This is a genomic window from Microbispora sp. NPDC046973, assembly GCF_040644495.1.
Classification (GTDB): Bacteria; Actinomycetota; Actinomycetes; order Streptosporangiales; family Streptosporangiaceae; genus Microbispora.
In genome coordinates this window covers 1-24,462 of record NZ_JBEYWQ010000052.1, presented here as the reverse complement: position 1 = coordinate 24,462, position 24,462 = coordinate 1, and the positions used below count along the sequence as shown (strand labels likewise).

Genomic DNA, 24,462 nt, shown 5'->3' with positions numbered 1-24,462 from the left:
GTGACCCGGCATGCCCACGAGGCCGCCGGCATCCCGTGTTCCCCCAGGAGAACCGCATGCGCCCGACCCGCACCGCCACCCGGCGGCGCTACCTGATGTGCCCGCCCGTCCATTTCGACGTCGTCTACTCGATCAACGCCTGGATGGATCCGGGCAAACCGACCGACACCGGCCTGGCCGTCGTGCAGTGGGAGCGGCTGCGCAACCTCTACCAGGGGCTCGGTCACCAGGTCGAGCTGATCGACCCCGTCCCCGGGCTGCCCGACATGGTCTTCGCCGCCAACGGCGCGACGGTGGTGGACGGCCGCGTGCTCGCCGCCCGCTTCCGCCACGCCGAAAGGGCCGCGGAAGCCCCGGCCTACGCCGACTGGTTCCGGCGGCGCGGCTACCCCGTCCACCTCGGCGAGCACGTCAACGAGGGAGAGGGCGACTACCTCGTCACCGGCGAGCGCATCCTGGCCGGCTCCGGTTTCCGCACCGACCCCCGGGCGCACGCCGAGGCCGAACGGGTCCTCGGCCTCCCCACGGTCGGCCTGACGCTGGTGGACCCGCGCTTCTACCACCTCGACACCGCCCTGGCCGTCCTCGACCACGAGGAGATCATGTACTACCCCGCGGCGTTCAGCCCCGAAAGCCGGGCCACGCTGCGCGAGCTGTACCCCGACGCGATCCTCGCAACCGACGCCGACGCCGAGGTGTTCGGCCTCAACGCCGTCTCCGACGGCCGGCATGTCCTGCTGCCCGAGCAGGCCGTCCACCTCATCGACGCGCTGTGGAACCGCGGATTCGTCCCGATCGGCGTGGAGCTGTCCGAGCTCATGAAGTCCGGCGGCAGCGCCAAGTGCTGCACTCTCGAGATCCGGTGAACCAGAATGATCAACTATGACGGGCGGCGCTTCCGCCCGGCCGAGGCCGAGGCCCGCGGCCGCGTGGCCGTCTACCACCAGGAAGGCGACCTGGTGTGGGGAGAGTTCTCCGGCGGCAGGGTCCGCCGGGGCGCGCTGACCGGCACCCGCGCCCCCGACGACACCCTCGAATTCGCCTACTCCATGGTCCTGGACGACGGCGAGATCGTCTCGGGCCGCTGCCGGAGCACGCCCGAGTTCCGCGAGGACGGCGGCGTCGACCTCCACGAAGAGTGGGAGCGCTTCGGCCCCCACGCGGCCACCGGCCGCTCACGTATCAACGAGATCCGCGACGACACCAGCGACGACACCAGGGAGCAGCGATGACGGCACAGCCCGTAGCCCGGCCCCAGGCCGGCTCCCGCCGGCCCAAGAAGGGCGGCGTGGCCACCTGGGCCTGCGCCCCCGGCTTCCCCCCTGCGGTGATCTTCCCGTTCACGCCCGCCGAACGGATGGGCACCCGCAACATCTACGAGTTCCAGATGCTGATGTACCGGCCGCTGTACTACTTCGGCAGCCAGGGCACCCCCGAGGTCGACTACGACCAGAGCATCGGCGAGCCGCCGCAGTGGAGCGAGGACGGCCTGACCGTCACGATCCGCGTCAAGCCGTGGAAGTGGTCCAACGGCGAGACGCTGTGCGCCGACAACGTGCTGTTCTGGGTCAACCTGATGAAGGTGAAGGGCGCCCGCTACGGGGAGTACGTGCCCGGGTACTTCCCCGACAACCTCACCTCCTACGGCAAGCTCGCCGACGACGTCGTCTACTTCACCTTCGACCGGCCGTACTCCAAGAAGTGGGTGCTGATGAACCAGCTCAGCACCATCACGCCGCTGCCCAAGGCGTGGGACCGGACCGAGGACGGCCCCGCCAACGCCTCCGGCGACCTCGACGACGTCGAGGCGGTCTACGCGTTCCTGATGGCCGCCCAGGGCGACATCGTGGCCGAGGACAACGAGCACCGCACCCGATGGGCCGACAGCCCCATCTGGAGCGTGGTCGACGGGCCCTGGAGGCTGAAGAGCTACACCTACGACGGCATCGTGACGTTCGTCCCCAACGAGCACTACTCCGGGCCGAACAAGCCCTACCTCGACGAGTTCCGCCAGGTGCCGACCTTCTCCGACGAGCAGCAGTACGAGATGCTCAAGGCCGGCGACGTCATACAGGTCGGCTACCTGCCCCTGAGCTTCGCCACCGAGCCGACCGACGACCCGACGAAGGGCGGCGCCAACCCGCTGGGCCACTCCTACGCCCTCGTCCCGCAGGTGGCCTTCTGCATCCGCTACTTCTGCCTGAACTACAACAACCCGACCGTCGCCGGGAAGATCTTCAAGCAGACCTACTTCCGGCAGGCCCTGCAGAGCACGCTCGACCAGGACACCGCCGTCAAGGAGATCTACCAGGGCTACGCCTACCGGCAGAACGGCCCCGTGCCGATGATCCCCGCCTCCGACCTGGTCTCGCCCCGCCAGCGCGAGGGCGCCTGGCCGCTGCCGTTCGACGTGGACCGGGCCCGCGAACTGCTGGAGGCCCACGGATGGGACACCAGCCGCACCCCCGCCGTCTGCGTCGACCCCGCCAAGGCCGGCGAGGGAATCCCGGCCGGCACCCGGCTCAGCTTCAAGATGCGCTACGTCGAGGGCCGCCCGGCGCTGACCGAGCTCATGCGGCGCTACAAGGAAGACGCCGCCAAGGCCGGCATCGAGCTGCGGCTGGAAGAGGTGTACGGCTCGGTCCTGGTCGCCGAGGACGGGCCCTGCGAGCCCGGCCCCGGTCAGCCCTGCCGGTGGGAGCTGTGCTGCTGGAACGGCGGCTGGGCATACCACTACCCCACCGGGGAGATCCTGTTCAAGACCAAGGCAGGCGGCAACTTCGGCTTCTACACCGACGCCCGCGCCGACGAGCTCATCGAGAAGAGCGTCACCACCGAGGACCTGGAGGCGCTGTACGAGTACCAGGACTACATCGCCGAGCAGGTCCCGGTGATCTTCACCCCCAACTTCCCCATCCGCCTGTTCGAGGTGTCCCGCGAGCTCGGCGGGTTCGAGCCGGTCAACCCCTTCGGAATGATCAATCCGGAGAACTGGCACTACTTCGAGGACTGACCTTCCGCCTTTCTCCCCCCTTTGCGAGGACTCGCTCATGACGCTCGCACCTCCCCTCCCCGCCCAGCAGCTCCTCGTCTTCCTCGTCCAGGCCGGGCTGCTCCTGGGCTCGGCGCTCTTACTGGGCCGGTTGGCGCAGCGGTTGGGAACCTCCGCGGTGGTCGGCGAGCTGTGCGCCGGCGTGATCCTCGGGCCGTCGCTGGCCGGCCACCTGGTTCCCGCGAGCGCCTCGTGGCTGTTTTCCCCCGGCCCCGACCAGCTGCATCTGCTCGACGCCGTCGGGCAGTTCGGCGTCCTGCTCCTGGTCGGGATCACGGGGATGACCATCGACCTCGCCCAGATCAGACGCCAGGGAATGACCGCGGTGCGCGTCAGCGCCGGCGGTCTGCTCCTCCCGCTGGCCGCCGGCATCGCGACCGGGTTCGCGCTGCCCGCCGCGCTGGCCGGCCAGGACGTCGACCGCACCGTGTTCGCCTGGTTCGTCGGCGTCGCGATGTGCGTGAGCGCCCTTCCCGTCATCGCCAAGACGCTGCTGGAGATGGGGCTGCTCCATCGCGACATCGGCCAGCAGATCGTCAGCGCGGCCGTGGTCGACGACGCGGCCGGCTGGCTGCTGCTGTCGGTGGTCTCGGCGATGGCCACCACCGGGGTGAGCGCCGGCATCGTCGCGACCGAGGTGGCCGTTCTGGCCGGGGTGGTGCTGTTCACCGCCGTCGCCGGGCGCCCGCTCGTCAGGGCCGGCCTGGCCCTGGCCGCCCGGTCCGGGGAGCCGGGAGTGGGCGTGACGACGGCGGTGGTGGTGATCCTGCTGTTCTCGGCGGGAACCCAGGCCCTCGGTCTCGAGGCGGTCCTGGGCGCCTTCCTCGGCGGCATCCTGATCACCGCCGCAGGGCAGGCCGGCATGGCCCGGCGGCTCGCGCCGCTGCGCTCGTTCGTCATGGCCGTGCTGGCCCCGATGTTCTTCGCCACGGCGGGGCTGCGCATGGACCTGACCGCGCTCGCCCGGCCCGTCGTCGCGCTGGCGGCGGTCGGGATACTGCTGGTCGCCGTGGCCGGCAAGTTCGCCGGGGCCTACATCGGGGCCCGCACCAGCCGGCTCGGCCACCGGGAGGCGCTCGCCCTGGGAGCCGGGCTCAACGCCCGCGGCGTCATCGGGATGGTCGTCGCGATGATCGGCCTGCGGCTCCACGTGCTGTCCACCGAGATGTACACGATCGTCGTCCTCGTCGCGATCCTGACCTCGATGATGGCCCCGCCGATCCTCCGCTACACCGGCCGGCGCATCCAGACCACCGACGCGGAGCGGCACCGGGAGAAGGTGCTGCTCGGCGAGTGACCCACCGGCCTTCCCGCACGGTCCCCCCCCTCACAAGAGAGGCACTCCCATGACGACGGAGGAGCGTCCCCTGCTGCTGGTCATCGCGACCGGCATGCAGGTCTACCGCGAATACCTGTTCCGCTCGATCAGCACCCGCTTCCGCATCCACCTGTTCCACGTGGCCGAACCGACCTGGGAGCGGAAATACCTCAGCGGCTGGACGGTGGTGCCGAGCACCCTCGACGGCCCCGCCATGGCACGGGCCGCCCGCGCGCTGGACGGCGTCGACGGCGTCCTGTGCTGGGACGAGGGACGCATCCACGCCGCCTCCTACGTCGCGGAGGCGCTCGGGCTGCGCAACGGGGACCCGGCGGTCGTCTGGCGGCTGCGCGACAAGGCCCAGACCCGGGCCGCGCTGGACGCGGCCGGAGTCCCCCAGCCGCGCTCGGTCCCGGTGCGCACGCTGGAGCAGGCACTGGCCGCCGCCGAGCAGGTCGGCTACCCCGCCGTGCTCAAACCGCGCGGCCTGGGCGCCAGCCTCGGCGTCGTCACGGTGCGGAACGCCGCCGAGCTGCGCGAGAAGTTCGCCTTCACCCGCGACACCAAGGCGCCGGACCCCGTCGTCTACGCGAGCGACGAGCCGGTGCTCGTCGAGCAGTGCGTGACCGGCGAGGAGATCAGCGTCGACTCGGTCGTCCAGGACGGCAAGGTGATCCCGCTGTTCGTCGCCCGCAAGGTCGTCGGCTACCCGCCGTACGCCGAGGAGATCGGCCACTACGTCGACGCCGCCGATCCGCTGCTCACCGACCCGGACCTGCTGCAGGCGCTGCAGGACACCCACACCGCCCTGGGCTTCCAGGACGGATGGACCCACAGCGAGTTCATGCTGACCGGCACCGGCCCGCAGGTGATCGAGGTCAACGGCCGCCTCGGCGGCGACATGATCCCCTACCTCGGCATGCTGGCGACCGGCGTCGACCCGGGCCTGGCGGCCGCGGCCGTGGCCTGCGGGCTGCCGCCGAAGGTGACGGCCGGCCGCGCCAAGGTCACCGGCATCCGCTTCTTCTACGTCGCCGAGGACGACACCGTCATCGGCTCGGCCGCCTTCGAGGAGTCGCTGCTGCCGGCCGGGCTGGAGCAGACGACGGTGGTGGTGACGCCGGGCGCCGTCGTGTCCCCGCCCCCCAAGGGCACCGTCTGGGGCCGGGTCGCCTTCGCCATCGCGGGCGGCGGCTCCGTCGAGGAGTGCCGGGCGGCCCTGGACGCCGCCGGCGACGCCCTGCGCGTCACTCCCCTCCAGGCGGCCGACCCGGCCGTCTCCCCCGGCCCCCGGTGACAACCGCGGCCGCGACCACGCGATCAGCACGCCGCACGCCAACGAGGAGGAACACCATGAGTGACGACCTGCGTACCGCAGTGAGACGGCTGATGCCGCAGGCCAGGGCCGACCTGACCGAGCTGGTGTCCTACCGGTCGGTCGCCGACGCCCGCCAGTTCCCGCCCGAGCAGTGCCGCAAGGCCGCGGAATGGGTCGCCGGCGCCTTCAGCGAGGCCGGTCTGACCGACGCGGGGCTGCACGAGACCGAGGACGGCAGCACGACGGTCATCGCCCGCCGCCCCGCGCCGCCCGGAGCGCCCACCGTCCTGCTGTACTGCCACTACGACGTGCAACCGCCGGTGGACGACGCCGCCTGGCACACACCCGTGTGGGAGCTGACCGAAAAGAACGGCCGGTGGTACGGACGCGGCGCCGCCGACTGCAAGGGCAACATCGTGATGCACCTCACCGCCCTGCGCGCCCTGGGACCCGACCTGCCCGTCGGCGTCACCCTGGTCGCCGAGGGCTCCGAGGAGCAGGGCACCGGCGGCCTGCAGGCGTTCGTGCCCAAGAACACCGAGCTGCTGCGCGCGGACGCCATCGTCGTCGCCGACACCGGTAACTTCGAGGTGGGAGCGCCGACGTTCACCGACACGCTGCGCGGCGGGGTCAACGTCGTCCTCACCGTCTCCACCCTGAACGGCCCGGTCCACTCCGGCTCCTACGGCGGAGCCGCTCCGGACGCGCTGGCCGCCCTGATCCACATGCTCGCCACCCTCAGGGACGGCAGCGGCAACACCACCGTGCGCGGCCTGCCCCGCGACCAGACCTGGCAGGGGGTGGACTACCCGGCCGAGCAGTTCCGCAGGGACGCCGGCGTCCTCGACGGCGTGCGGCTCACCGGGGACGGCTCGCCCGCCGACATGGTGTGGGCCCGCCCCGCTCTCACCGTCCTCGGTATCGACGCGCCGCCCGTCGTCGGCTCGGCCGCCGCGATCCAGCCCACCGCCCGCGCCAGGCTCAACCTGCGTTTCCCCCCGGGCATCACGCCCGGCGCCGCCCTGGAGGCCCTCACCGCGCATCTGGAGGCCGTGGCCCCCTGGGGCGCCACGGCGGTCGTCGAACTGGAGGCCGCCGGATCCGCGTTCCGGGCCCCGGCCGGCGGCCCGGCGCGCACGGCGATGAGCGCGGCGCTGCGGGAGTCGTACGGCCGTGAGCCCATCGCTCAAGGCAACGGCGGGTCCATCCCGCTGTGCAACGTCCTCGCCGAGACCTACCCCGAGGCGGAGATCATGCTGATCGGCGTGGAGGACCCCGGGTCTCGGATCCATGCCCCCAACGAGAGCGTGGACCCGGCCGAGATCGAACGCCTGGCCCTGGCCGAGGCCCTCTTCCTGAGGTCCTACGCCCCGAGCCGCTGACCCATTGAGAAGCGACCCATGCGAAAAGCGGATCCGGCCCGCACGGGCCGGATCCGCTTTTCGCATGTCCACGAATCATCCGGTGGCGCGCTTGGCGAACTCCTCGATCGCCTCACGGGGCAGCGGGATCACCGCGGTGCGATAGTCCGCCATCATCTGCGACAGCGGCTCTTCGAACTCGCGGGCCCACTCCTCGGTCGCGTAGAACGCCTGGGAGAGCTCGACCCGCTCCTGCTCGTCGCGGAACGCCCGCACCAGGTAGTAGCCGTCGTCGTCGTTGACCGACGGGCCGTGGGCGATGACGGTGATCCCGCACCTGCCCATCAGCGGAATCGTGCCCTCACGGCTGATCCGGTGCCACTCCTCGCGCGTGCCGGGCCGCACGGTGAACAGGCGGACCTCAAGCAGCCACTCAGACATCGTCCGCCTCCTGGCCCTTGACGCGGCGGCCGGCCTTCCACACGCCGGTGATGTGCCCGGGATCGGCCAGTACGGAGATGTCGGCCAGCGGGTCCGCGTCGAGTGTCAGGATGTCGGCGTCGTACCCCTCCTGCAGCCGGCCCGACTTCGGCGCCTGAGGGCCGAGGGTGAGCGGCCCGGTCGCCGTGCCCGCCTCGATCGCCTCCAGAGGAGTCAGGCCCAGCTTCACCAGCAGCGGCAGCTCCCGGCCGTTACGGCCCCACGAGTCGGGCATGTCCGGCCCGGACATGCCCACGTCGGTGCCGGCCGCGATCGTGACCCCCGCCTCACGGGCGATCATGATGGCCTCGCCGTGCCGGTCGGTCGTCTCCTGCAGCTTCCTCAACGCGTAGTCCGGCAGGATGTGCCCGTTGTCGAGCAGTTCTTGGAAGATCGTGCGGGTGGTGACGAGGATCGCCCCCGCCTCACGCATGGCCACGGCCGCCTCCTCGTCGAGGAAGGTGCCGTGCTCGATGGTCTTGACCCCCGCCTCCAGCGCCGCCATGATGCCCGGCTTGCCGTGACAGTGCGCGGCCACGATCCGGTCCGCCATCCCGGCGACCTCGACGATCGCACGCAGCTCGGCGTGGGTGAACTGCTGATGGATGGGGTGGTCCACCTCCGACAGCACGCCCCCCGAGGCACACACCTTGATCAGCTTGGCGTTGCGGCGCAGCTGCTCGCGGGCCGCGCGCGCGCAGTCGTCGGGACCGTCGCACAGGCGCAGCTCACCGCCCAGATGCCCGAAGTCGACGACCCAGTGCGTCGGAAAACTGTGCAGGTCGCCGTGGCCGCCGGTGGTCGACAGGGTCGTCCCCGCCGCGTACACCGACGGGCCCTGGATGGTCCCCTCGGCGATGCCCCGCACCATGTGGATGCCGAGCCCGCCGACCTCCCGGACCGAGGTGATGCCGGCGTCGAGCGCCGCGCGCAGGTCCCCGGCGACCCGGGCCGCGCGCAGAGCGATGGGCTCCTGCGGCAGCAGGTGGAAGTCCGCCGAGCGCAGACCCATGAAATGGCCGTGGGCGTCCCACATGCCGGGCATCACCGTCCGTGCCCGGACAGGAGTCACGCCGGGGGTCTCAGGGGCGTCCGCCGCCGGACCGGCGTACCGGATCACGTCGTCGTCGAAAACGACCACACCGTTTTCGACGGGGTTTCCGGACCCGGGAATCAACTTCTCCGCTTCGATTCTTCGCGCCATGACCGGAAGCTAATCAAACAGCTTATCGGACCACAACGGCCGAACGCTCTTGTCATTTCCATCGGAATATGCAGCCGCCACGCATTCCTGCTCCGGACCGGAATCGGGCCGGAGAATCACGGATGGGGACGGTGCGATTGCCTCCCGATAACCCGGAAATATTCACCTCCGGCGCACCCCGTGACGCGGAACAGACTGTTTTCGGAATTCACCCCCGCCCGAGCACGCGCGGCCGCCGGGCCGAATTGCCATCGACACACGCTCTCGCCGCGGTGCCCGCCGCTATAGTGGGCCGCACCGTCCGCACGCACCTGTCAGGAGGCGACCGTGGTGACCACTCAGGACGTGCGGCAGGTGGCCATGTCGTTGCCGCGCACCAGCGAGCATCTGATCCGTGACCGGATCAAGTTCCGGGTCGGGCGGATCGTCTACGTCTCGCTGTCCCGCGACGAGACGCTCATGGGTTTCGCCTTCCCCAAGGAGGAACGCGCGGCGCTGGTCGCCTCCGACCCCGACAGGTTCCTCATGCCCATACCGTCGGACGAGCGGTACAACTGGGTGCGCGTGCGCCTCGCCACGCTCGACACCGTCGAGCTCGCCGAGATCGTGACCGACGCCTGGCGCATGGTGGTGCCGAAACGCGTCGCCGCAGCGCACCTCGGAAACTGACCGGGCCCGTTCAGGAGCCGGATCGCTCCTGCCCGGTCCGGGGACGGGCGCGCAGGTGGGCGCGCTCGCCCTGACTGCCGAACAGGCTGAGGAACTCGACCGCGTCGGCGTCGGCGGCGCCGAACCAGTGCGGCAGCCGGGTGTCGAACTCGGCCGCCTCACCCGGTGACAGCACCAGATCCTGCTCGCCGAGCACCATCCGCAGCCGCCCGTTCAGCACATAGAGCCACTCGTAGCCCTCGTGGGTCTTCGGCTCCGGCTGCCTCCTGGCACTGCCCGCCGGGATCACCAGCTTGTACGCCTGGATGCCCCCGGCCCGGCGGGTCAGCGGCAGCATCGTCATGCCGTAGCGGACGACCGGCCGCAGGTGGATGCGCGGATCCCCCGTCGGCGGGGCGTCCACGAGCTCGTCCAGCGTGACACCGTGGGCCCTGGCCAAGGGCAGCAGCAGTTCGAGGGTCGGCCGCCGTGCGCCCGACTCCAGCCGCGACAGCGTGCTCACCGAGATGCCGGTCGCCGCCGACAGATCGGCCAGGGTCGTCTCGCGCTGCCGGCGCAGCGCGCGCAGCCGGGGCCCCACCGAGACAAGCGCGTGTTCGAGGTCGTCGTCCACGGCGTCAGCTTGCCATACCGGTAACGACACCTGCGGAGACGGCTGAAATGAGACCTCCGTCCAGTTTTGGTAGGTTCCTTGATAAGTATTGACTTATCGGAACGGAGGAGCGGCGCCGTGGATGTCGAGCAGACGGTGTTGCCGGGGATCGGATTGCGGCACGAGTTCACCACGCGCTCCGGACGGCGCATCGGGGTCGTCTCCCACCGCACCGGTCGGCGCGACCTGGTGATCTACGATCCCGACGATCCCGACCGGGCCTGCGAGACGGTGAAACTCAACGACGAGGAGGCGGACGCGCTCGTCGAGCTGCTCGGCGCCCCTCGCATCGTCCAGCGGCTCAACGCCCTGCACCGCGAGGTCGAGGGACTGGTCAGCGTCCAGCTGCCCATCGCGCCGGACTCCCCCTACGCCGGCCGGCCCATGGGCGAGGCGCAGGTGCGCACCCGCACCGGAGCCTCCATCGTGGCCGTCGCCCGCGCCGGGCACGTTTTCGCCAGCCCCGCCCCCGACTTCGTCCTCTCCGGGGAGGACATCGTGGTCGTGGTGGGCAGCGAGGACAGCACCGCCGCCGTCGCCGACATCTTCGCCAGCGGCTGAGGGCAGCGCGTGCACAATACCGCGATACTCTTCCTGGAATTCGGCGCCGTCGTCCTCGGACTCGGCATCCTCGGAGCACTGGCGCTGCGCGTCGGCATCTCCCCCATCCCCCTTTACCTCATCGCGGGCCTGGCGTTCGGCACCGGTGGCATCCTCCCGCTGGCCACCAGCGAGGAGTTCACCGCCACCGGCGCCGAATTAGGCGTCATCCTGCTGCTGCTCACCCTCGGCCTGGAATACAACGCCGACGAGCTGATGACCAGCCTCAAGGGCAACGCCCGCGCCGGCCTGGTCGACCTCGTGCTCAACGCGACGCCCGGCGCGGTCTTGGCGCTGCTCCTCGGCTGGGGACCGGTCGCCGCCGTCGCCATGGCCGGCGTCACCTACGCCACCTCCTCCGGCATCACCGCCAAGGTCCTTTCCGACCTGGGCTGGATCGGCAACAGGGAGACCCCGGTGGTGCTGTCGCTGCTGGTGTTCGAGGACCTCACGATGGCGGTCTACCTGCCGGTCCTCACCGCCATGCTGGCGGGCCTGAGCCTGGTCGCCGGGGCGGTCACCGTCGCCATCGCGCTCGCCGCGGTGAGCGTGGTCCTGCTGGTCGCGCTGCGCTTCGGCCGCTACATCGAGGCGTTCGTCGCCAGCCCCAACTCCGAGGTGCTCGTGCTCAAGGTGGTCGGGCTGGCGCTGCTGGTCGCCGGGCTGGCCCAGCAGCTGCAGGTGTCGGCCGCGGTCGGGGCGTTCCTCGTCGGCATCGCGCTGTCGGGCGAGCTGGCCGAAGACGCCCAGGCGCTGCTCGCACCGCTGCGCGACCTGTTCGCCGCGGTCTTCTTCGTCTTCTTCGGCCTGCAGACCGACCCCACCAAGATCCTGCCCGCCGCCGGTCTGGCCGCGGGCCTGGCCCTGGTGACCATGACCACCAAACTGCTCACCGGCGTCTATGCCGCCCGCCGCGCCGGCATCGCCCGCGCCGGACGGGTCCGCGCGGGCATCGCGCTCATCCCCCGCGGTGAGTTCAACATCGTCATCGCCGGGCTGGCGGTGGCCGCCGGCGCCCACCCCGACCTGGGCGCGCTGGCGGCGGCGTACGTCCTGATCCTGGCGGCCTTCGGTCCCCTGGCGGCCCGCCTGGTCCAGCCGCTCCTCACCCGCGTGGCGAGCCGCGCCTGACGCCGCCGCACTCCCCTGTCACCGGCCTGCCCCGCGTCGCGGCGGCAGGCCGGTGCGTTTCAGGCCCGTACGGCGCGGCCGGCGACGGGCCGGGAGCGGCGCTCCGGACGCCAGGTGGAGACGAGGGCGGCGGCGAGGAGGAGTTCGGCGATGTCGCCGCCGTAGTACATGATCTCCGCGCCGCCCTGCACCTCGGGAACGGGCGCGTGGACGTCCACCCAGAAGCCGCCGTACATCAGCTGTGCGACGACCGCGTGCACGGCGATGGCGCAGCCGAGAGAGACCAGGCGGGCCCGGACGCCGGGCCGGGCGGGCGCGGGATCGGGACCGGCGATGACGTACGCGAACAGGAAGCCCGACAGCAGGAAGTGCGCGTGCAGCAGCCAGTGCCCGGCGGGCCGTGCCGCGACCCCGTCGTAGAGCGGGGTGAAGTACAGCGGCACCAGGCTGCCGGTGGACAGCAGCAGGGCGGTCGCCGGATGGGTCAGCAGCCGGCCGGGACGGCTGTGCACGACGGCCGACAGCCGCCGCGCGCCGGCGACGGGCAGGGTCCGCAGCAGCAGGGTGACCGGGGCGCCCAGCACCAGGGCGAGCGGTGCGTACATGCCGACGAGCATGTGCTGGGCCATGTGGCCGCGGAAGTCGGCGTGGGCGAAGGACGCGACGGGCGGCAGGAGGGCCACGGCCAGCAGCGCGAGCCCGGTGGCGAACCCGGCCGTACGCCACCGGCTCCAGCCCACGACCGGGTTGCGGCGGCGCGCCCGCCGGGCCAGATGCAGGTAGACGAGCAGGACGAGGACCGGCGGCAGCACTCCGGACAACCCCGCGACGTGCGCGCCGTGGTCCATCACTTCGTGGTGGTCCATCAGGCGGTGTCCATCAGGCGGGGGTCTCGGCGGGGTCGAAGGACCGCCCGCTACGCGCGAGCAGGTAGCCCCCGGCGAGCAGCATCGCGCCCTGGATGAGGAAACCGACGTCCCACCAGAGCTGGTAGGGACCGCCGTGCACGTGGTGGATGGCCAGGATGTGGTGGTCCAGCACGCCTTCGACGAGGTTGAAGATCCCCCAGCCGGCCAGGATCCACCCCCACAGCACCCGTGAGGCCCACACCCGGCGCCGGTTGCGGGTGACCCTGGAGTACAGGACCGCGAGACCGATGAGCACCGCGAGCCAGCAGAAGACGTGGAAGATGCCGTCCCACACGGTGTTCATCTCCAGACCGGAGACGGTGCGGGGGTTGTAGTACTTCACCCCGATGTGGTCGCTGTCGGTGCTGCTCAGCATGTGATGCCACTGCAGGAGCTGGTGCAGCAGGATGCCGTCGACGAACCCGCCCAGCCCCACCCCGAGCAGGATGCCCGGCAGCCGCAGACTGGCCGGCGTCACACCGGCCCGGGCCTCGCCCGCGGTGGTCGCCATCGCCGTGCCTCCGTCCCCTCCGCGCCGCTGTGCGAATGTCCGCCAGGGCAGGTTCCCCCGGACGAGAGGGTGTAGTCACGCAGGCACGCGAGGCTCCGCCGCCGGGCCTACCGACTCTTTGACCAGCGCGTCCTGTTCGGCCGGCCACCGCGTCCGCGAACGGCACCTCATCCGGCGGTGCGGGAGGCGACGAACGCCTCGATGCCGTCGAGCACGCGCTGAAGGCCGAACTCGAAGGCCTGGCCGGGGTCGTAGGCCGCGTTGTACGCCTCGCCCGCCGCCGCGCCGACCCGGGCGGCGACCGGGTGACGCCGAGGGTCGAACACCTTGGCCAGGTAGGGCGCGTGGGCGTACCACCACTGCTCGTCGGTGACGCCCGTCTCCCCCTGCGCCTGCGCCGCCTCCACCGCGCCCCGCGCCGCGCCGCTCACGTAGCCGTTCAGCAGCGTGACGACCGAGTCCATCTCGAGGTCGTCCAGGCCGATGCCGTCCACCGCCCGCAACTCGTAGTCGTACTTGGCGATGAGGTTGGGGCCCAGCGGGGGCCGGGTCGTCGACGACACCTGCAGCATCCACGGGTGCCGCCGGTAGAGCGCCAGGTTCTCCCGCGCGATCAGCTCCAGCCTGCCCCGCCAGCCGCCCGGCACCTCCGCGGGCGTGGGCAGCTCGCCGTACGCGGTGTCGAGCATGACGTCGATCAGCTCGGCCTTGCCCGGCACGTAGGTGTACAGGGACATCGTCCCCACGCCCAGCTGTTCGGCGACCTTGCGCATGGACAGCGCGGCCAGGCCCTCGGCGTCGGCGACCTCGATCGCCGCGCGCACGATCCGGTCGACCCCGATCTCCGGCTTGCCCTTGCGCCCGGTCCGCTCACCCGTCCGCCACAGCAGGGCCAGACTCCGCGCCGGGTCTCCCTGCGAGCTGTACTCCGTCATCGCCTGCGAATTCTATGCGCACCCTGCTTCCGTATGCTGTACGGTACATCATACGGCAAGCATGGGAGGAATCACGATGACGTACGCGATCGCGGCGGAAGGGCTGCGCAAGCGATACGGGGACACCCCCGCCCTCGACGGCGTCGACCTGGCCGTCGGCGAGGGCACGGTGCACGGCCTGCTCGGGCCGAACGGCGCCGGCAAGACCACCGCCGTCCGGATACTCACCACGCTGCTGCGTCCCGACGCCGGCACCGCTCGCGTCGCCGGCTTCGACGTCGTACGGCAGGCCGCCGACGTACGCCGCAGCATCGGCCTGGTCGGCCAGCACGCCGCCCTCGACGAGGTCCTCAGCGGCAGGCAGAACCTCGTCATGTTCGGCCGCCTCCACCACTTGCGCCCGGCGGCGGCCCGCGCCCGCGCCGACGAACTGCTCGCCCGGTTCGGCCTCGACGGCACCGGGACCAAAGCGGTCGGGAACTACTCCGGCGGCATGCGCCGCCGCCTCGACCTGGCCGTCGGCATGATCTGCTCCCCTCCGGTGCTGTTCCTCGACGAGCCCACCACCGGCCTGGACCCGCGCGGCCGCACCGAGGTGTGGGAGGCCGTCCGCGCCCTCGTCGCCGAGGGCACCACCGTGCTCCTGACCACGCAATACCTGGAGGAGGCCGACCAGCTGGCCTCCCGCGTGTCGGTCGTCGACGCCGGCCGGGTCGTCGCCGAGGGCGCCCCGGACGAGCTGAAGTCCGCGCTCGGCGGCGACCGCCTCGACGTCGTCGTGCGCCACGCCGCCGACCTGCCCGCCGCCGCCGCGATCGCCGGCCGGGTGGCGGGCGCCCTGGGTGACCGCCTGGGTCACGGCCCGGGTGACGGCCCGGCTGACGTGTCCGTCGATGTGGACCCCGACTTCCGCCGCGTCAGCGCACCCGTACGCGACCGGTCCGCCGCGCTGCCCGAGCTCCTGCGCGCCCTCGACGCCGCAGGCATCACCGTCGCGGACATCGCCGTGCGACGGCCCACCCTGGACGAGGTCTTCCTCCACCTGACCGGCTCGAAGAACGGCTCGAAGAGCGGCATGGAGAACGGCAAGGCGAACGGTACGAGACAGGGAGCCGCGGCATGAGCACGACCGTCACCGCACCCGAGATCCCCCGCACCGCGGCCGCGCGGCTGCGCTGGGCGCTGGCCGACGGCTGGACCGTCACCCTGCGCGACCTCAGCCACTGGGCCCGCGAACCCGGCCAGGTCGTGGCGGGCCTGCTGTTCCCCGTCATGATCGTGCTGATGTTCGGCTACCTGTTCGGCGGCGGCATGGCCGTGCCCGGCGGCGGCGACTACCGCGAATACCTGATGCCCGGCATGTATGCCATGACCATGCTCTTCGGTATCGAGGCCACCTTCACCGCCGTCGCCCGCGACGCCGCCAAGGGCGTGACCGACCGCTTCCGCTCCCTGCCCATCGCCTCCTCCGCCGTCGTCCTCGGCCGCAGCGTCGCGGACATGCTCAACACCGTCCTCGGCCTCATCGTCATGATCGCCTGCGGCCTGGCCGTCGGCTGGCGCTGGCACGAAGGCCCCGCCCGCGCCGCCCTCGCCATCGGACTGCTGTTGCTGCTGCGCTTCGCGTTCCTGTGGGTCGGCATCTACCTCGGGCTGACCCTCAACGGCCCGGAAGCCGTCATGGCCGTCCAGATCCTCGTCTGGCCCGTCGGCTTCCTGTCCAGCGCCTTCGCCTGGACCGGCACCATGCCCGGCTGGCTGGCCGCCGTCGCCGAGTGGAACCCCCTGTCGGCCACCATGGCCGCCACCCGCGACCTGTTCGGCAACCCCGGGGCGGGCGGCACCACCTGGATCGCCGAGCACGCCGCGGTCATGGCTCTGGTCTGGCCGCTGCTGCTCATCACGGTCTTCCTCCCGCTGTCGGTCCGCCGCTACCGCCGCCTTGGCCGCTGACCACCCTCCGCCACGCACACGGCTTCAACCGCCGGTGGGTGACGGCGTGGACGTGAGCGTGTCCCACGCGGCCATCGCGCAGGTGATGACCGCCTCCAACTCGGTGCGGGTGGCTCCGTCGCGGGCCTGCACGGACAGTCCCTGCACGACGGTGGCGTAGTAGCGGGCGACGGCGTCCAGGCCGGCGGGCGGCACGGTGAGGTCGCCGTCCGCGACACCGCGGGCGAGCCGGTCCTCGATGGTGGCGAGCATGTCGCGCCTGAGATCGGCAAGGAACTCCCGGACCGTGTGGTTCTCCACGGCGCCGGTGGGCGCGGCCAGGACGAGCATGCAGTAGTGCGGCGCGTCCGGGCGGGTGATCTCGTCGGCGGTGGCGCGCAGCATGGCGTGGACCGCGGCGCGTGCGGTCGGCTGTTCGCGCAGCGCGCGCCTGGGCGGCTCGCCCGAGGTCGTGCCGTACAGCGCCATGACCTTACGGAACAGGTCCTCCTTGCTGCCGAAGCAGGCGTAGATGCTGGCCGAGGCGATTCCCATGGCCGTGGCCAGGTCGTTGATCGAGGTCCCCTCGTAGCCCCGCTCCCAGAACAGGTCCAGCGCCGTGCGCAGGGCGGTGTCCGGGTCGAATGTGCGAGGCCTGCCGCGCGTGGCCATCCAGCGTCCCTCCGGATTTCTTTGTCGTTCGATCAACTTTACCTTGACCCGCGCGAGAGCCGCGTGCCAGGGTTGTTTATCGTTCGACAAACAAATAGGAAGGCGATCGCCGTGAGCACTCGCGCCACCATGCGCGCCCTGCAGCAGACCTCCTTCAACGGCCCGCGGGACCTGCGCCTGATCAACGACGCGCCGCTACCGGGCCCGGGCCCGGGCGAGGTCCTGATCCGGGTCACCGCCGCCGGTGTCAACTTCGTCGACATCGCCCAGGCACGCGGCACGTTCGCAGGCGGCCCGCAGCCGCCGTATCTGGCGGGCATCGAGGGCGCCGGAGAAGTCACCGCCGCCGGCGAGGGAGTGACCGGCCTGAAGCCCGGCGACCACGTCATCGGCGTCGGCATCACAGGCGGCGCCTTCGCCGAATACATGGTGCTGCCCGCCGCCGCGGCGGTCCCCGTGCCGCCGGGCTGGACCGACGAGCAGGCACTGGGCATGGTCGTCAACTGGCCGACCGCGCTGGCGGCCCTCAAGCCACTGGGCCGCGTCAAGGCAGGGCAGACCGTGCTGATCCACGCCGCGGCCGGAGCCACAGGCCAGGCCGCGGTGAAGATGGCCAAGCACTACGGCGCGACGGTGATCGCCACGGCCTCGCCGGACAAGCACGAGGTGGTACGAGCGCTGGGCGCCGACCACGTCGTCGACTCCCGCGCCGCCGGCCTCGCCGCCGAGGTCCTGCGACTGACCGGCGGCGCGGGCGCCGACCTGGTGCTGGAGTCGGTCGGCGGCGCCACCCTCGACGCCAGCCTGGCCGCGACCAAGCGGGTCACCGGCAGGGTCGTCGTCTACGGCCTGGCCGGCGGGGAAGCCGCGATCACCAACTGGGAGCTCGTCTACACGCATCAGATCCACGTCATCGGCCTGAACATCGGCATCCTGATCCAGGCCGCGCCGCAGATCTTCGGCGAAGTCATGGGAGAGATGCTCGGGCTCCTCGCAGCCGGAGTGCTCGGCCCCGGCCGGCCCACCCTCTACGAACTGGCCGAGGGGCCGAAGGCACTCGCGGAACTGGAAGCGCGGGCCACCGTGGGCAAGCTGGCACTGCTGCCCTGAGCAGACCGTGACGCCGCCGGCCTGCTCCCGCACCGAGCGCGAGGCCCGCGCCGGCCGTACAGGCAGACCCTCATCGGTGACTGCGATGGGCCGTCTCCGGGCCGACGACACGGAGGAGCTCGAGAGCCTCGATGCTTCCGGATCCGGGCGGCGGCGTGAAGAGGCGCAGGCGCTGGTCGGCGGCCTGCGTCTGCAGCATCTCGTAGTCGAATTCGATCGGCCCGACGGACGGATGCATCACCCGCATCCGGCTGCCGCGGCGCACGGCGACCTCGTGCCGCTGCCAGAGCGTGGCGAACTCCTCGCTCGCCGCCCCGAGCCGGTCGATCAGCGCGCTGGAGGGCCGATCGTAGCCACGACGCGTGGCGGCCGCGCGCAGGTCCGCGACGTGCAGCCGGCCGAGACGATCGTGTTCCTCGGCCGGGTACGGCTCGCGCACCGACGGATCGGTGAACCAGCGCCACACGATGTTCCGGTCCGGTTCCTCGACCGTGCACACGCACCCGAACAAGGCCTCGGCCAGGGCGTTCTGGGCGAGCAGATCGCCGAGGTCGGTGAGGAGCTGGGCCGGCGTGTCGCCCAGCCGGTCGAGCAGATAGAGCAGGCCGGGACGGACGTGATCTCCAGCGCGCGCGCCTTCGGGCGGGCGGTGGCCCGCCAGCAGGTAAAGGTGATCTCTTTCGTCCTCACTCAGCCGCAACGCCCGGGCGAGCGCGCTGAGCAGCTGGACCGACGGCTGGGAGCTGCGCGCCTGCTCGAGCCGCATCACGTAGTCCGCCGACACCCCCGCCAGCTGGGCCACCTCCTCACGGCGCAGGCCGGGCGTGCGACGCCGCGGTCCTGCGGGCAGGCCGGCCTCCTGCGGCCGGAGCCGCTCGCGGGAACGGCGGAGGAAGTCCGCCAGCTTGGCGCGGTCCATCGTCATGTCATCAATCCTCGGCCTCCCGGCGCACTTCTCGTCCCGTGCACGCTAGGAGGGCCGATCCTAGGCAGTTCGCCCCCTCCTCGCCGCCACACGCCCCCGGCACTCGTGATCCCGCAGATCACCCTGCCCGCCTCGGCCACCGACACCCCCGGCCGGTGCGCTAGCGTGACCGCCATGCTGCGCCGATGGATGTTGCCGATCCTGTTCCTGGCCGTCGGGCTCGCCGCGGCGGCGCGGCAGGTCGCCAAGGGGCTCCCCGGCGCCGCCGTCACGCTGCTCCTGATCTTCCTGGTGGGCGCCGTCCTGCTGTCCCCCCTGATGTTCCCGAGGTCCGTCAGCGCGGCGGAGGCGCTGCGCCGCAGCGAGGCCGACGGCCGCCCCATCGTCTACTGGCGCCCCGGCTGCCGTTACTGCCTGCGCCTGCGCACCCGGCTCGGTCGCCACGCCTTCCGGATGCACTGGGTCGACATCTGGCGCGACCCGGACGGCGCCGCCGCGGTCCGGGCCGCCACCGGCGGCGACGAGACCGTGCCGACCGTGGTGGTGGCGGGCGAGCCGCACGTCAACCCCGACCCCCGATGGGTGCGCGCGCAACTGCCCTGAAGAACCTCAGCCGAACCTCAGCCGCGGCTCCGGACGCGGGCCGTCCCGTCCACGCGCATCCCGAGCACACCGTCCAACCCGCGCAGCGTCCGCGCCGCACCCGCGAGCAGCGCGGCACGCGACAGGTCCCCGCCCCCGGCACACCACTCCGCCGCCGCCTCCAGCACCATCGCCCGCACCGTCTCGTCACCCGCGCGCCCCGACGACCGCAGCGCCGAGCGCAGCGACCGCCACGCCGCCTCGCGGTCACCGCGCTCCGCCCGCACCCGGGCCAGCTCGACGTGAACCGTGGCCAGGAACTGCTCGGGCACACCCGCCTGCCCGCCGGCCAGCTCCAACGCCTCCACCAGCAGGCCCTCCGCCTCACCGAGCGCCCCCCGCCGCCGCGCCACCTCCCCGGCGGCCTGCCGCACCCGCGCCGCCGCCACCCGATCCCCCGTACGGACGGCCACCTCGCGGGCCCGCTCCAGCTCCCGCTCCGCCCCCGCCACATCACCCGTACGGGCACGTAGCTGAGCCAGCCGCACCCGCAGCATCAACGGAACGGGAACCGCCTCCAGCCCCCCGATCAGCCCCGCCAGCTCCGCCGCCTCCTCCAGCAGCGCCAGCGCCTCCGCCGCGTCACCCCGGTTCTCCGCCGCCAGCGACAGCCAGTACAGCGTCAGGGACAGCCCCCACCGCTCCCCCAGCGCGCGGTAGCCCGCCAGCGCCTCACGCAACCACGCCTCGGCCGCCCTCGCTCCCGCCCTGCCGTACTCGAACTCCCCGATCCCGCCCATCAGCAGCGCCGTCGCCCGCGCCCACGGGTCCTCGTGATCGCCGAACGCCCGCATCGCCGCGAGCGCCCTGCGCCAGTGATCCGCGCCCCCGCCCGAGGGCCTGACCCCCACCACCCAAGCCCACAACGCCACGGGATGACCCGACTCCTCGACCACACGCAGCGCCTCCGGCGAGGCGTACGGGCCGTCGGACGCCAGCAGCACGCACACCATGTGCGGCACTTCCAACCCGGGCGGCGCGGCATCACCCGGCGCCGCCCGGATCGCCCGCGCCCACCCGGCCGCCTCGTCGCCCCGTCCCCGCACCGTCCATGCCCACAACCTGGCCGTGAACAGCCGCAGCGCCGGCCGCTCCTGCCCGGTCCGCACGGCGTGGCCCAGCGCCGCATCGAGGTTTCCCCGCTCGGCGTCGAGCATCGCCAGCAGGCGAAGCTGATCGGCCGTACGCAACCCGGGCTCGGACGCCTCCGCCGTCTCGAGGAAGAAGCCCAGATGCCGGTCCCGCACGGCCCGCGCCTCGCCCGCCTCCTCCAGCCGCTCGGCCGCGTACGCCCGGACCGTCTCCAGCAGCCGGTAACGCACCCGCGCGCCCCTGTCCGCAGGCCCGTCCGGCTCGGCCACCACGACCAGCGACTTGTCCACCAGACAGGCCACCGTCTCCAGGTCGGCCCCGCACACCCGCAAGGCCGCCTCCGCCGTCGCCCCGCCCGCGAACACCGACAACCGGCGCAGCGCCACACGCTCCCCCGGTGACAGCAGACCCCAGCTCCAATCGATGACCGCCCGCAGCGTGCGGTGCCGTGGCCCCGCCGTACGGCCGCCCCGCAGCGTCAGCCGTTCCCCCACCGCCTCCGCGAGCTGCCGAACCGTGAACGACCGCAGCCGGGCCGCAGCCAGTTCGATCGCGAGCGGCAGCCCGTCCAGCTCCCGGCACACCGCGACCACATCGGCCACCACGGAGTCGTCCACGGTGAACCCCGGCCGCGCCGCCGACGCCCGCGCCGCGAACAGCTCCACCGCCGGGAACTCCAGCGCCCGCGCCGCGCTCACCCCGTCATCGGGCAGCGCCAGCGGCCGCACCGGATGGAGATGCTCGCCGGGGACGTCCAGCGGCTCCCGGCTGGTCGCCAGGATCCGCAGCCCCGGCACCCCCGCCAGCAACCGCTCCGCCACCGCCGCCGCGCCGTCCACCACGTGCTCGCAGTTGTCGAGCACGAGCACGAGCTCCCGGCCTGCCAGCGCCTCCACCAGCGCGTCGAGCGGCGACGCGGCCGGCCGTGCCGCGACGTCCCCGTCCGGCTCGGGCGCCGCCCGGGGTACGGTCGCCCGCACGACGGCGGCCACGTCCGCCGAATTCCCGGCGGAGGCCAGCTCGACCAGCCAGACACCCGATGCGGCGGTGAGCCCGCCCGCGACCTCCACCGCCAGTCTCGTCTTGCCCGCGCCGCCCGGCCCGGTCAGCGTGACCAGCCGCGCGGCCGACAGCAGACCCCGCACCCGTGCCACGTCCTCCCGCCGCCCGACCAGGCTCGTCACCGGCGCCGGCACGTTCCTCCGTACGGCCCGCACGGCTGCCGCCGGAGACGCTTCGCGCAGCGCCTCCAGGTGGGCCGCGCGAAGTTCGGGCCCGGGATCGACGCCCAACTCGTCCGCCAGCCGCCGCCTGACGCGTTCGAACGCCTCCAGCGCGTCTCCGCGCCGCCCCGCCGCACGCAGCGCTCGCATCAGCAGGGCGTGGAACGGCTCACGCAGCGGGTGCGCGGCGACGAGCTCCTCCAGCTCCGCCACCAGCGCTCCGGCCGCAGCCGCGTCCGCCAGGGCGAGATCGGCCGCCACCCGGGCCTCCAGCGCGGAAAGGCGCAGCTCCTCGAGGCGCGCCGCCGCCACCCGCGCGAACGGCAGGTCCGCCGCGTCGCAGAGCGCCTCACCTCGCCAGAGCGACAGGGCGGACCGCAGGGAGACGGCGGCGCGCCGGGGATCGCGCTCGGCCCGGCCCGAGCGCACCAGGCGTTCGAACTCCGCCGCGTCCACCTCCTGGGGCGGGACGTCGAGCAGGTAACCGGCCGGATGCGACACGACGGCACCCGGGAGCCCCCGCTGCAGTTCACGACGCAGCCGCGACACCAGGGAGTGCAGCGCCGCCGCCGGGTTCGCCGGCGGCTCCTCCCACAGGTCGCCGGTGAGTCTCTCGGCAGCGACGACTCTGCCGGGCTCCAGCGCGAGCCGGATCAGCAGCACGCGCAGGCGGGCGCCCCTGATGTGGGCGCCGGTCACCCGCAACGGCCCGAGAATCCCGATTCGCATGGTGCTCTCATTGTCGTTGAGGGTGTTGGTTACTGCTGTAAATGATCTTGTAACTACGCAGCGCCTTTACATTGTAGATTCATAGTAGGATCGAGGCGATGAACACCCCCGCCGTCCCCGAGCGGAACACCCCCGCGCAGCCAGGGCGCGACCCCTACCAGGTGTATCTCGACGCGCTACAGAGCCCCGAGTCCAAGCGCACGATGAAGGGCTGCCTCGACCGCATCGCCCGCCTCATCACCGGCGACCCGGAGGCGACCGGCGCCGGTCAGCCCTGGGAACTCCTCCGCTACGAGCACACCATCCGGCTGCGGACGCTGATGCGGGAGCAGGGCTGGTCGCCCTCTCATGTCAACAAGCACCTGGTCGCCCTGCGCCGCGTGCTGAAGGAGGCGTGGCGGCTCGGCCTGATGAGCGGCGAGGACTACCAGCGGGCCGCGGACCTGCCCGCATACAAGCACACCCGCGTTCCGGCGGGACGGCACGTCGAGGCCGAGGCGCTGGCGGCCGTACTCGAGGTGTGCGACGGCGACCCCTCCCCCGCCGGCCGCCGCGACGGCGCGATGCTGGCGGCGCTCTACTCCACCGGCTGCCGCCGGGCCGAGATCGCCGGGCTCACCCTGACCGACTTCGATCCCCACGCGCGCTCCCTGCGGGTGCGCGGCAAGGGCGACAAGGAGCGACTGGTCTACCTGACCGCGGAGGCCGTCGAACGCCTCGACCTCTGGCTCGCCGTACGCGGCCGGGCGGCGGGCCCCCTGTTCTGCCCCATCAACAAGGGCGGGCGGCTGCGGCTGGCCCACATGACCGGCCAGGCCATCGCCGACATCGTCTCCCGGCGCCTGGCCGCCGCCGGGGCGTCCCCCCGTACGCCGCACGACTTCCGGCGCACGTTCATCGGCGAACTGCTCGACGCCGGGGTCGACCTCGCCACCACCCAGGCCCTGGTGGGCCACGCCTCCCCCGCCACCACCGCACGCTACGACCGCCGGCCAGAGCGGCGCCGCCGCGAGGCCGTCGACCGGCTTCGCGTCCCCGGCGCCGCCCGCTGACCGGGCCTGTCGTTCCTCAGATGTCGTCGACGGTCATCGCGCCCTCGTGGGGACGCCGGGACAGGTCGATGCCGAGCTCCTCCGCCGCGCGGAAGACGTCCTCGTCGGTGTCCCTCATCTCGATCGACATGCCGTCGCTGGAGAGAACCTCGACGTTCAGACAGAGTGACTGCATCTCCTTGATGAGGACCTTGAAGGATTCGGGAATGCCCGCCTCGGGGATGTTCTCGCCCTTGACGATGGCCTCGTAGACCTTCACCCGGCCCTGCACGTCGTCGGACTTGATCGTCAGCAGCTCCTGCAGCGCGTAGGCGGCGCCGTAGGCCTCCAGGGCCCACACCTCCATCTCACCGAAGCGCTGGCCGCCGAACTGCGCCTTACCACCCAGCGGCTGCTGAGTGATCATCGAGTACGGACCGGTCGAGCGAGCGTGGATCTTGTCGTCGACCAGGTGCAGCAGCTTCAGGATGTAGATGTAGCCCACCGCGATCGGGTGCGGGAACGGCTCGCCTGAACGCCCGTCGAACAGCCGCGCCTTTCCACTGGGCATCACCAGACGGTCGCCGTCGCGATTGACGAGGGTGCTGCCCAGAAGACCGATGATCTCCTGTTCGCCGGCGCCGTTGAACACCGGGGTGGCGACGTTGGTCCAGGGTTCGACCCTGTCCATGTCCTTGTCGCGCAGGCGCTCGGCCCAGGCCTCCTCCACCCCGCCGATGTCCCAGCCCTGGGCGGCGATCCAGCCGAGATGGGTCTCCAGCACCTGGCCGACGTTCATCCGGCCGGGCACGCCCAGCGGGTTGAGGATGATGTCGACCGGGGTGCCGTCCTCCAGGAACGGCATGTCCTCGACCGGGAGGATCTTGGAGATGACGCCCTTGTTGCCGTGACGGCCGGCGAGCTTGTCACCATCGGTGATCTTGCGCTTCTGCGCCACGTACACGCG

Annotated in this window: 23 protein-coding genes and 1 pseudogene; 14 read left to right on the top strand and 10 right to left on the bottom strand. The window is 72.1% G+C overall.

All coding sequences use genetic code 11. The features are described 5' to 3' along the window. The first annotated feature begins 56 nt into the window (after window positions 1–56). Genes ddaH through ABZ860_RS41110 form a run of 6 tightly spaced genes read left to right on the top strand, consistent with a single transcriptional unit; the run spans window position 57 to window position 7,070 of the window. Window positions 57–866, top strand: a complete 810-nt coding sequence (gene ddaH, locus ABZ860_RS41135) for a dimethylargininase (RefSeq protein ID WP_357231687.1) — start codon at window positions 57–59, stop codon at window positions 864–866. Between the two features lie 6 nt (window positions 867–872). Then, window positions 873–1,232, top strand: coding sequence for a hypothetical protein (locus ABZ860_RS41130; RefSeq protein ID WP_357231684.1), 360 nt, complete (start codon window positions 873–875; stop codon window positions 1,230–1,232). Further along, window positions 1,229–3,013 (top strand): ABC transporter substrate-binding protein, encoded by a 1,785-nt coding sequence (locus tag ABZ860_RS41125; protein ID WP_357231681.1) that lies wholly within the window; start codon window positions 1,229–1,231, stop codon window positions 3,011–3,013. The genes ABZ860_RS41130 and ABZ860_RS41125 overlap by 4 nt, the downstream gene beginning before the upstream one ends. Window positions 3,014–3,050: 37 nt before the next feature. Continuing rightward, complete coding sequence (locus ABZ860_RS41120) at window positions 3,051–4,349, top strand: cation:proton antiporter (RefSeq protein ID WP_357231678.1); 1,299 nt, start codon at window positions 3,051–3,053, stop codon at window positions 4,347–4,349. 49 nt (window positions 4,350–4,398) lie between these two features. Beyond that, complete coding sequence (locus ABZ860_RS41115; protein ID WP_357231675.1) at window positions 4,399–5,667, top strand: ATP-grasp domain-containing protein; 1,269 nt, start codon at window positions 4,399–4,401, stop codon at window positions 5,665–5,667. Between the two features lie 56 nt (window positions 5,668–5,723). Next, a complete protein-coding gene (locus ABZ860_RS41110; RefSeq protein WP_357231673.1) occupies window positions 5,724–7,070 on the top strand; it encodes a dipeptidase in 1,347 nt (448 codons plus the stop codon). A gap of 75 nt (window positions 7,071–7,145) precedes the next feature. Here the strand turns inward: ABZ860_RS41110 and ABZ860_RS41105 are convergent, their stop codons facing one another. Beyond that, on the bottom strand, window positions 7,146–7,490 hold the full coding sequence (locus tag ABZ860_RS41105) for a hypothetical protein (protein ID WP_357231670.1): 345 nt from the start codon (window positions 7,488–7,490) through the stop codon (window positions 7,146–7,148). Then, window positions 7,483–8,733: an amidohydrolase family protein gene (locus ABZ860_RS41100; RefSeq protein WP_357231667.1), complete on the bottom strand. Its 1,251-nt coding sequence runs from the start codon at window positions 8,731–8,733 to the stop codon at window positions 7,483–7,485. The genes ABZ860_RS41105 and ABZ860_RS41100 overlap by 8 nt, the downstream gene beginning before the upstream one ends. Before the next feature lie 327 nt (window positions 8,734–9,060). On the opposite strand from ABZ860_RS41100, the gene ABZ860_RS41095 reads away from it, so the two are divergent. Then, the gene (locus ABZ860_RS41095) at window positions 9,061–9,402 is read left to right on the top strand and encodes an MmcQ/YjbR family DNA-binding protein (RefSeq protein WP_357231664.1); all 342 of its coding nucleotides are present in this window, start codon (window positions 9,061–9,063) and stop codon (window positions 9,400–9,402) included. A 10-nt stretch (window positions 9,403–9,412) separates the two neighbouring features. Here ABZ860_RS41095 and ABZ860_RS41090 read toward each other — a convergent pair whose 3' ends face one another. Continuing rightward, entirely contained in the window at window positions 9,413–10,015 is a 603-nt protein-coding gene (locus tag ABZ860_RS41090; protein ID WP_357231661.1) for an XRE family transcriptional regulator, read from the bottom strand. 117 nt (window positions 10,016–10,132) lie between these two features. On the opposite strand from ABZ860_RS41090, the gene ABZ860_RS41085 reads away from it, so the two are divergent. Both ABZ860_RS41085 and ABZ860_RS41080 read left to right on the top strand, forming a co-directional pair. Then, a complete protein-coding gene (locus ABZ860_RS41085; protein WP_357231658.1) occupies window positions 10,133–10,615 on the top strand; it encodes a cation:proton antiporter regulatory subunit in 483 nt (160 codons plus the stop codon). A 9-nt stretch (window positions 10,616–10,624) separates the two neighbouring features. Beyond that, complete coding sequence (locus tag ABZ860_RS41080) at window positions 10,625–11,785, top strand: cation:proton antiporter (RefSeq protein WP_357231655.1); 1,161 nt, start codon at window positions 10,625–10,627, stop codon at window positions 11,783–11,785. 59 nt (window positions 11,786–11,844) lie between these two features. On the opposite strand, the gene ABZ860_RS41075 is transcribed toward ABZ860_RS41080, so the two are convergent. From ABZ860_RS41075 to ABZ860_RS41065, 3 genes are all read right to left on the bottom strand, one after another. Next, complete coding sequence (locus ABZ860_RS41075; RefSeq protein ID WP_357231652.1) at window positions 11,845–12,651, bottom strand: cytochrome c oxidase assembly protein; 807 nt, start codon at window positions 12,649–12,651, stop codon at window positions 11,845–11,847. A gap of 13 nt (window positions 12,652–12,664) precedes the next feature. Further along, the gene (locus ABZ860_RS41070; RefSeq protein WP_357231650.1) at window positions 12,665–13,204 is read right to left on the bottom strand and encodes a DUF2243 domain-containing protein; all 540 of its coding nucleotides are present in this window, start codon (window positions 13,202–13,204) and stop codon (window positions 12,665–12,667) included. Between the two features lie 167 nt (window positions 13,205–13,371). Further along, complete coding sequence (locus ABZ860_RS41065; protein WP_357231647.1) at window positions 13,372–14,139, bottom strand: TetR/AcrR family transcriptional regulator; 768 nt, start codon at window positions 14,137–14,139, stop codon at window positions 13,372–13,374. A 76-nt stretch (window positions 14,140–14,215) separates the two neighbouring features. Between ABZ860_RS41065 and ABZ860_RS41060 the strand changes: the two genes are divergently transcribed. Together ABZ860_RS41060 and ABZ860_RS41055 are read left to right on the top strand one after the other, a co-directional pair. Continuing rightward, a complete protein-coding gene (locus ABZ860_RS41060) occupies window positions 14,216–15,262 on the top strand; it encodes an ATP-binding cassette domain-containing protein (protein ID WP_357231644.1) in 1,047 nt (348 codons plus the stop codon). Beyond that, window positions 15,259–16,092 carry an ABC transporter permease gene (locus ABZ860_RS41055; RefSeq protein WP_357231641.1) on the top strand — a complete coding sequence of 278 codons (834 nt, stop codon included), beginning with the start codon at window positions 15,259–15,261 and terminating at the stop codon, window positions 16,090–16,092. The genes ABZ860_RS41060 and ABZ860_RS41055 overlap by 4 nt, the downstream gene beginning before the upstream one ends. A gap of 24 nt (window positions 16,093–16,116) precedes the next feature. Here ABZ860_RS41055 and ABZ860_RS41050 read toward each other — a convergent pair whose 3' ends face one another. Beyond that, the gene (locus tag ABZ860_RS41050; protein ID WP_357231638.1) at window positions 16,117–16,743 is read right to left on the bottom strand and encodes a TetR/AcrR family transcriptional regulator; all 627 of its coding nucleotides are present in this window, start codon (window positions 16,741–16,743) and stop codon (window positions 16,117–16,119) included. A gap of 111 nt (window positions 16,744–16,854) precedes the next feature. Between ABZ860_RS41050 and ABZ860_RS41045 the strand changes: the two genes are divergently transcribed. After that, window positions 16,855–17,853 (top strand): NADPH:quinone oxidoreductase family protein, encoded by a 999-nt coding sequence (locus ABZ860_RS41045; RefSeq protein ID WP_357231635.1) that lies wholly within the window; start codon window positions 16,855–16,857, stop codon window positions 17,851–17,853. A 70-nt stretch (window positions 17,854–17,923) separates the two neighbouring features. Here the strand turns inward: ABZ860_RS41045 and ABZ860_RS41040 are convergent, their stop codons facing one another. Beyond that, window positions 17,924–18,778: a helix-turn-helix transcriptional regulator gene (locus ABZ860_RS41040; RefSeq protein WP_357231632.1), complete on the bottom strand. Its 855-nt coding sequence runs from the start codon at window positions 18,776–18,778 to the stop codon at window positions 17,924–17,926. Between the two features lie 174 nt (window positions 18,779–18,952). Here ABZ860_RS41040 and ABZ860_RS41035 point away from each other — a divergent pair, with 174 nt between their 5' ends. Then, the gene (locus ABZ860_RS41035) at window positions 18,953–19,381 is read left to right on the top strand and encodes a glutaredoxin domain-containing protein (protein WP_357231629.1); all 429 of its coding nucleotides are present in this window, start codon (window positions 18,953–18,955) and stop codon (window positions 19,379–19,381) included. Between the two features lie 17 nt (window positions 19,382–19,398). Here ABZ860_RS41035 and ABZ860_RS41030 read toward each other — a convergent pair whose 3' ends face one another. Continuing rightward, window positions 19,399–22,464: a BTAD domain-containing putative transcriptional regulator gene (locus tag ABZ860_RS41030; RefSeq protein WP_357231626.1), complete on the bottom strand. Its 3,066-nt coding sequence runs from the start codon at window positions 22,462–22,464 to the stop codon at window positions 19,399–19,401. Window positions 22,465–22,562: 98 nt separating this feature from the next. On the opposite strand from ABZ860_RS41030, the gene ABZ860_RS41025 reads away from it, so the two are divergent. Next, window positions 22,563–23,516 (top strand): tyrosine-type recombinase/integrase, encoded by a 954-nt coding sequence (locus ABZ860_RS41025; protein WP_357231623.1) that lies wholly within the window; start codon window positions 22,563–22,565, stop codon window positions 23,514–23,516. 16 nt (window positions 23,517–23,532) lie between these two features. Here ABZ860_RS41025 and ABZ860_RS41020 read toward each other — a convergent pair. Continuing rightward, window positions 23,533–24,462: pseudogene (locus tag ABZ860_RS41020) on the bottom strand (DNA-directed RNA polymerase subunit beta); the annotation flags it as partial.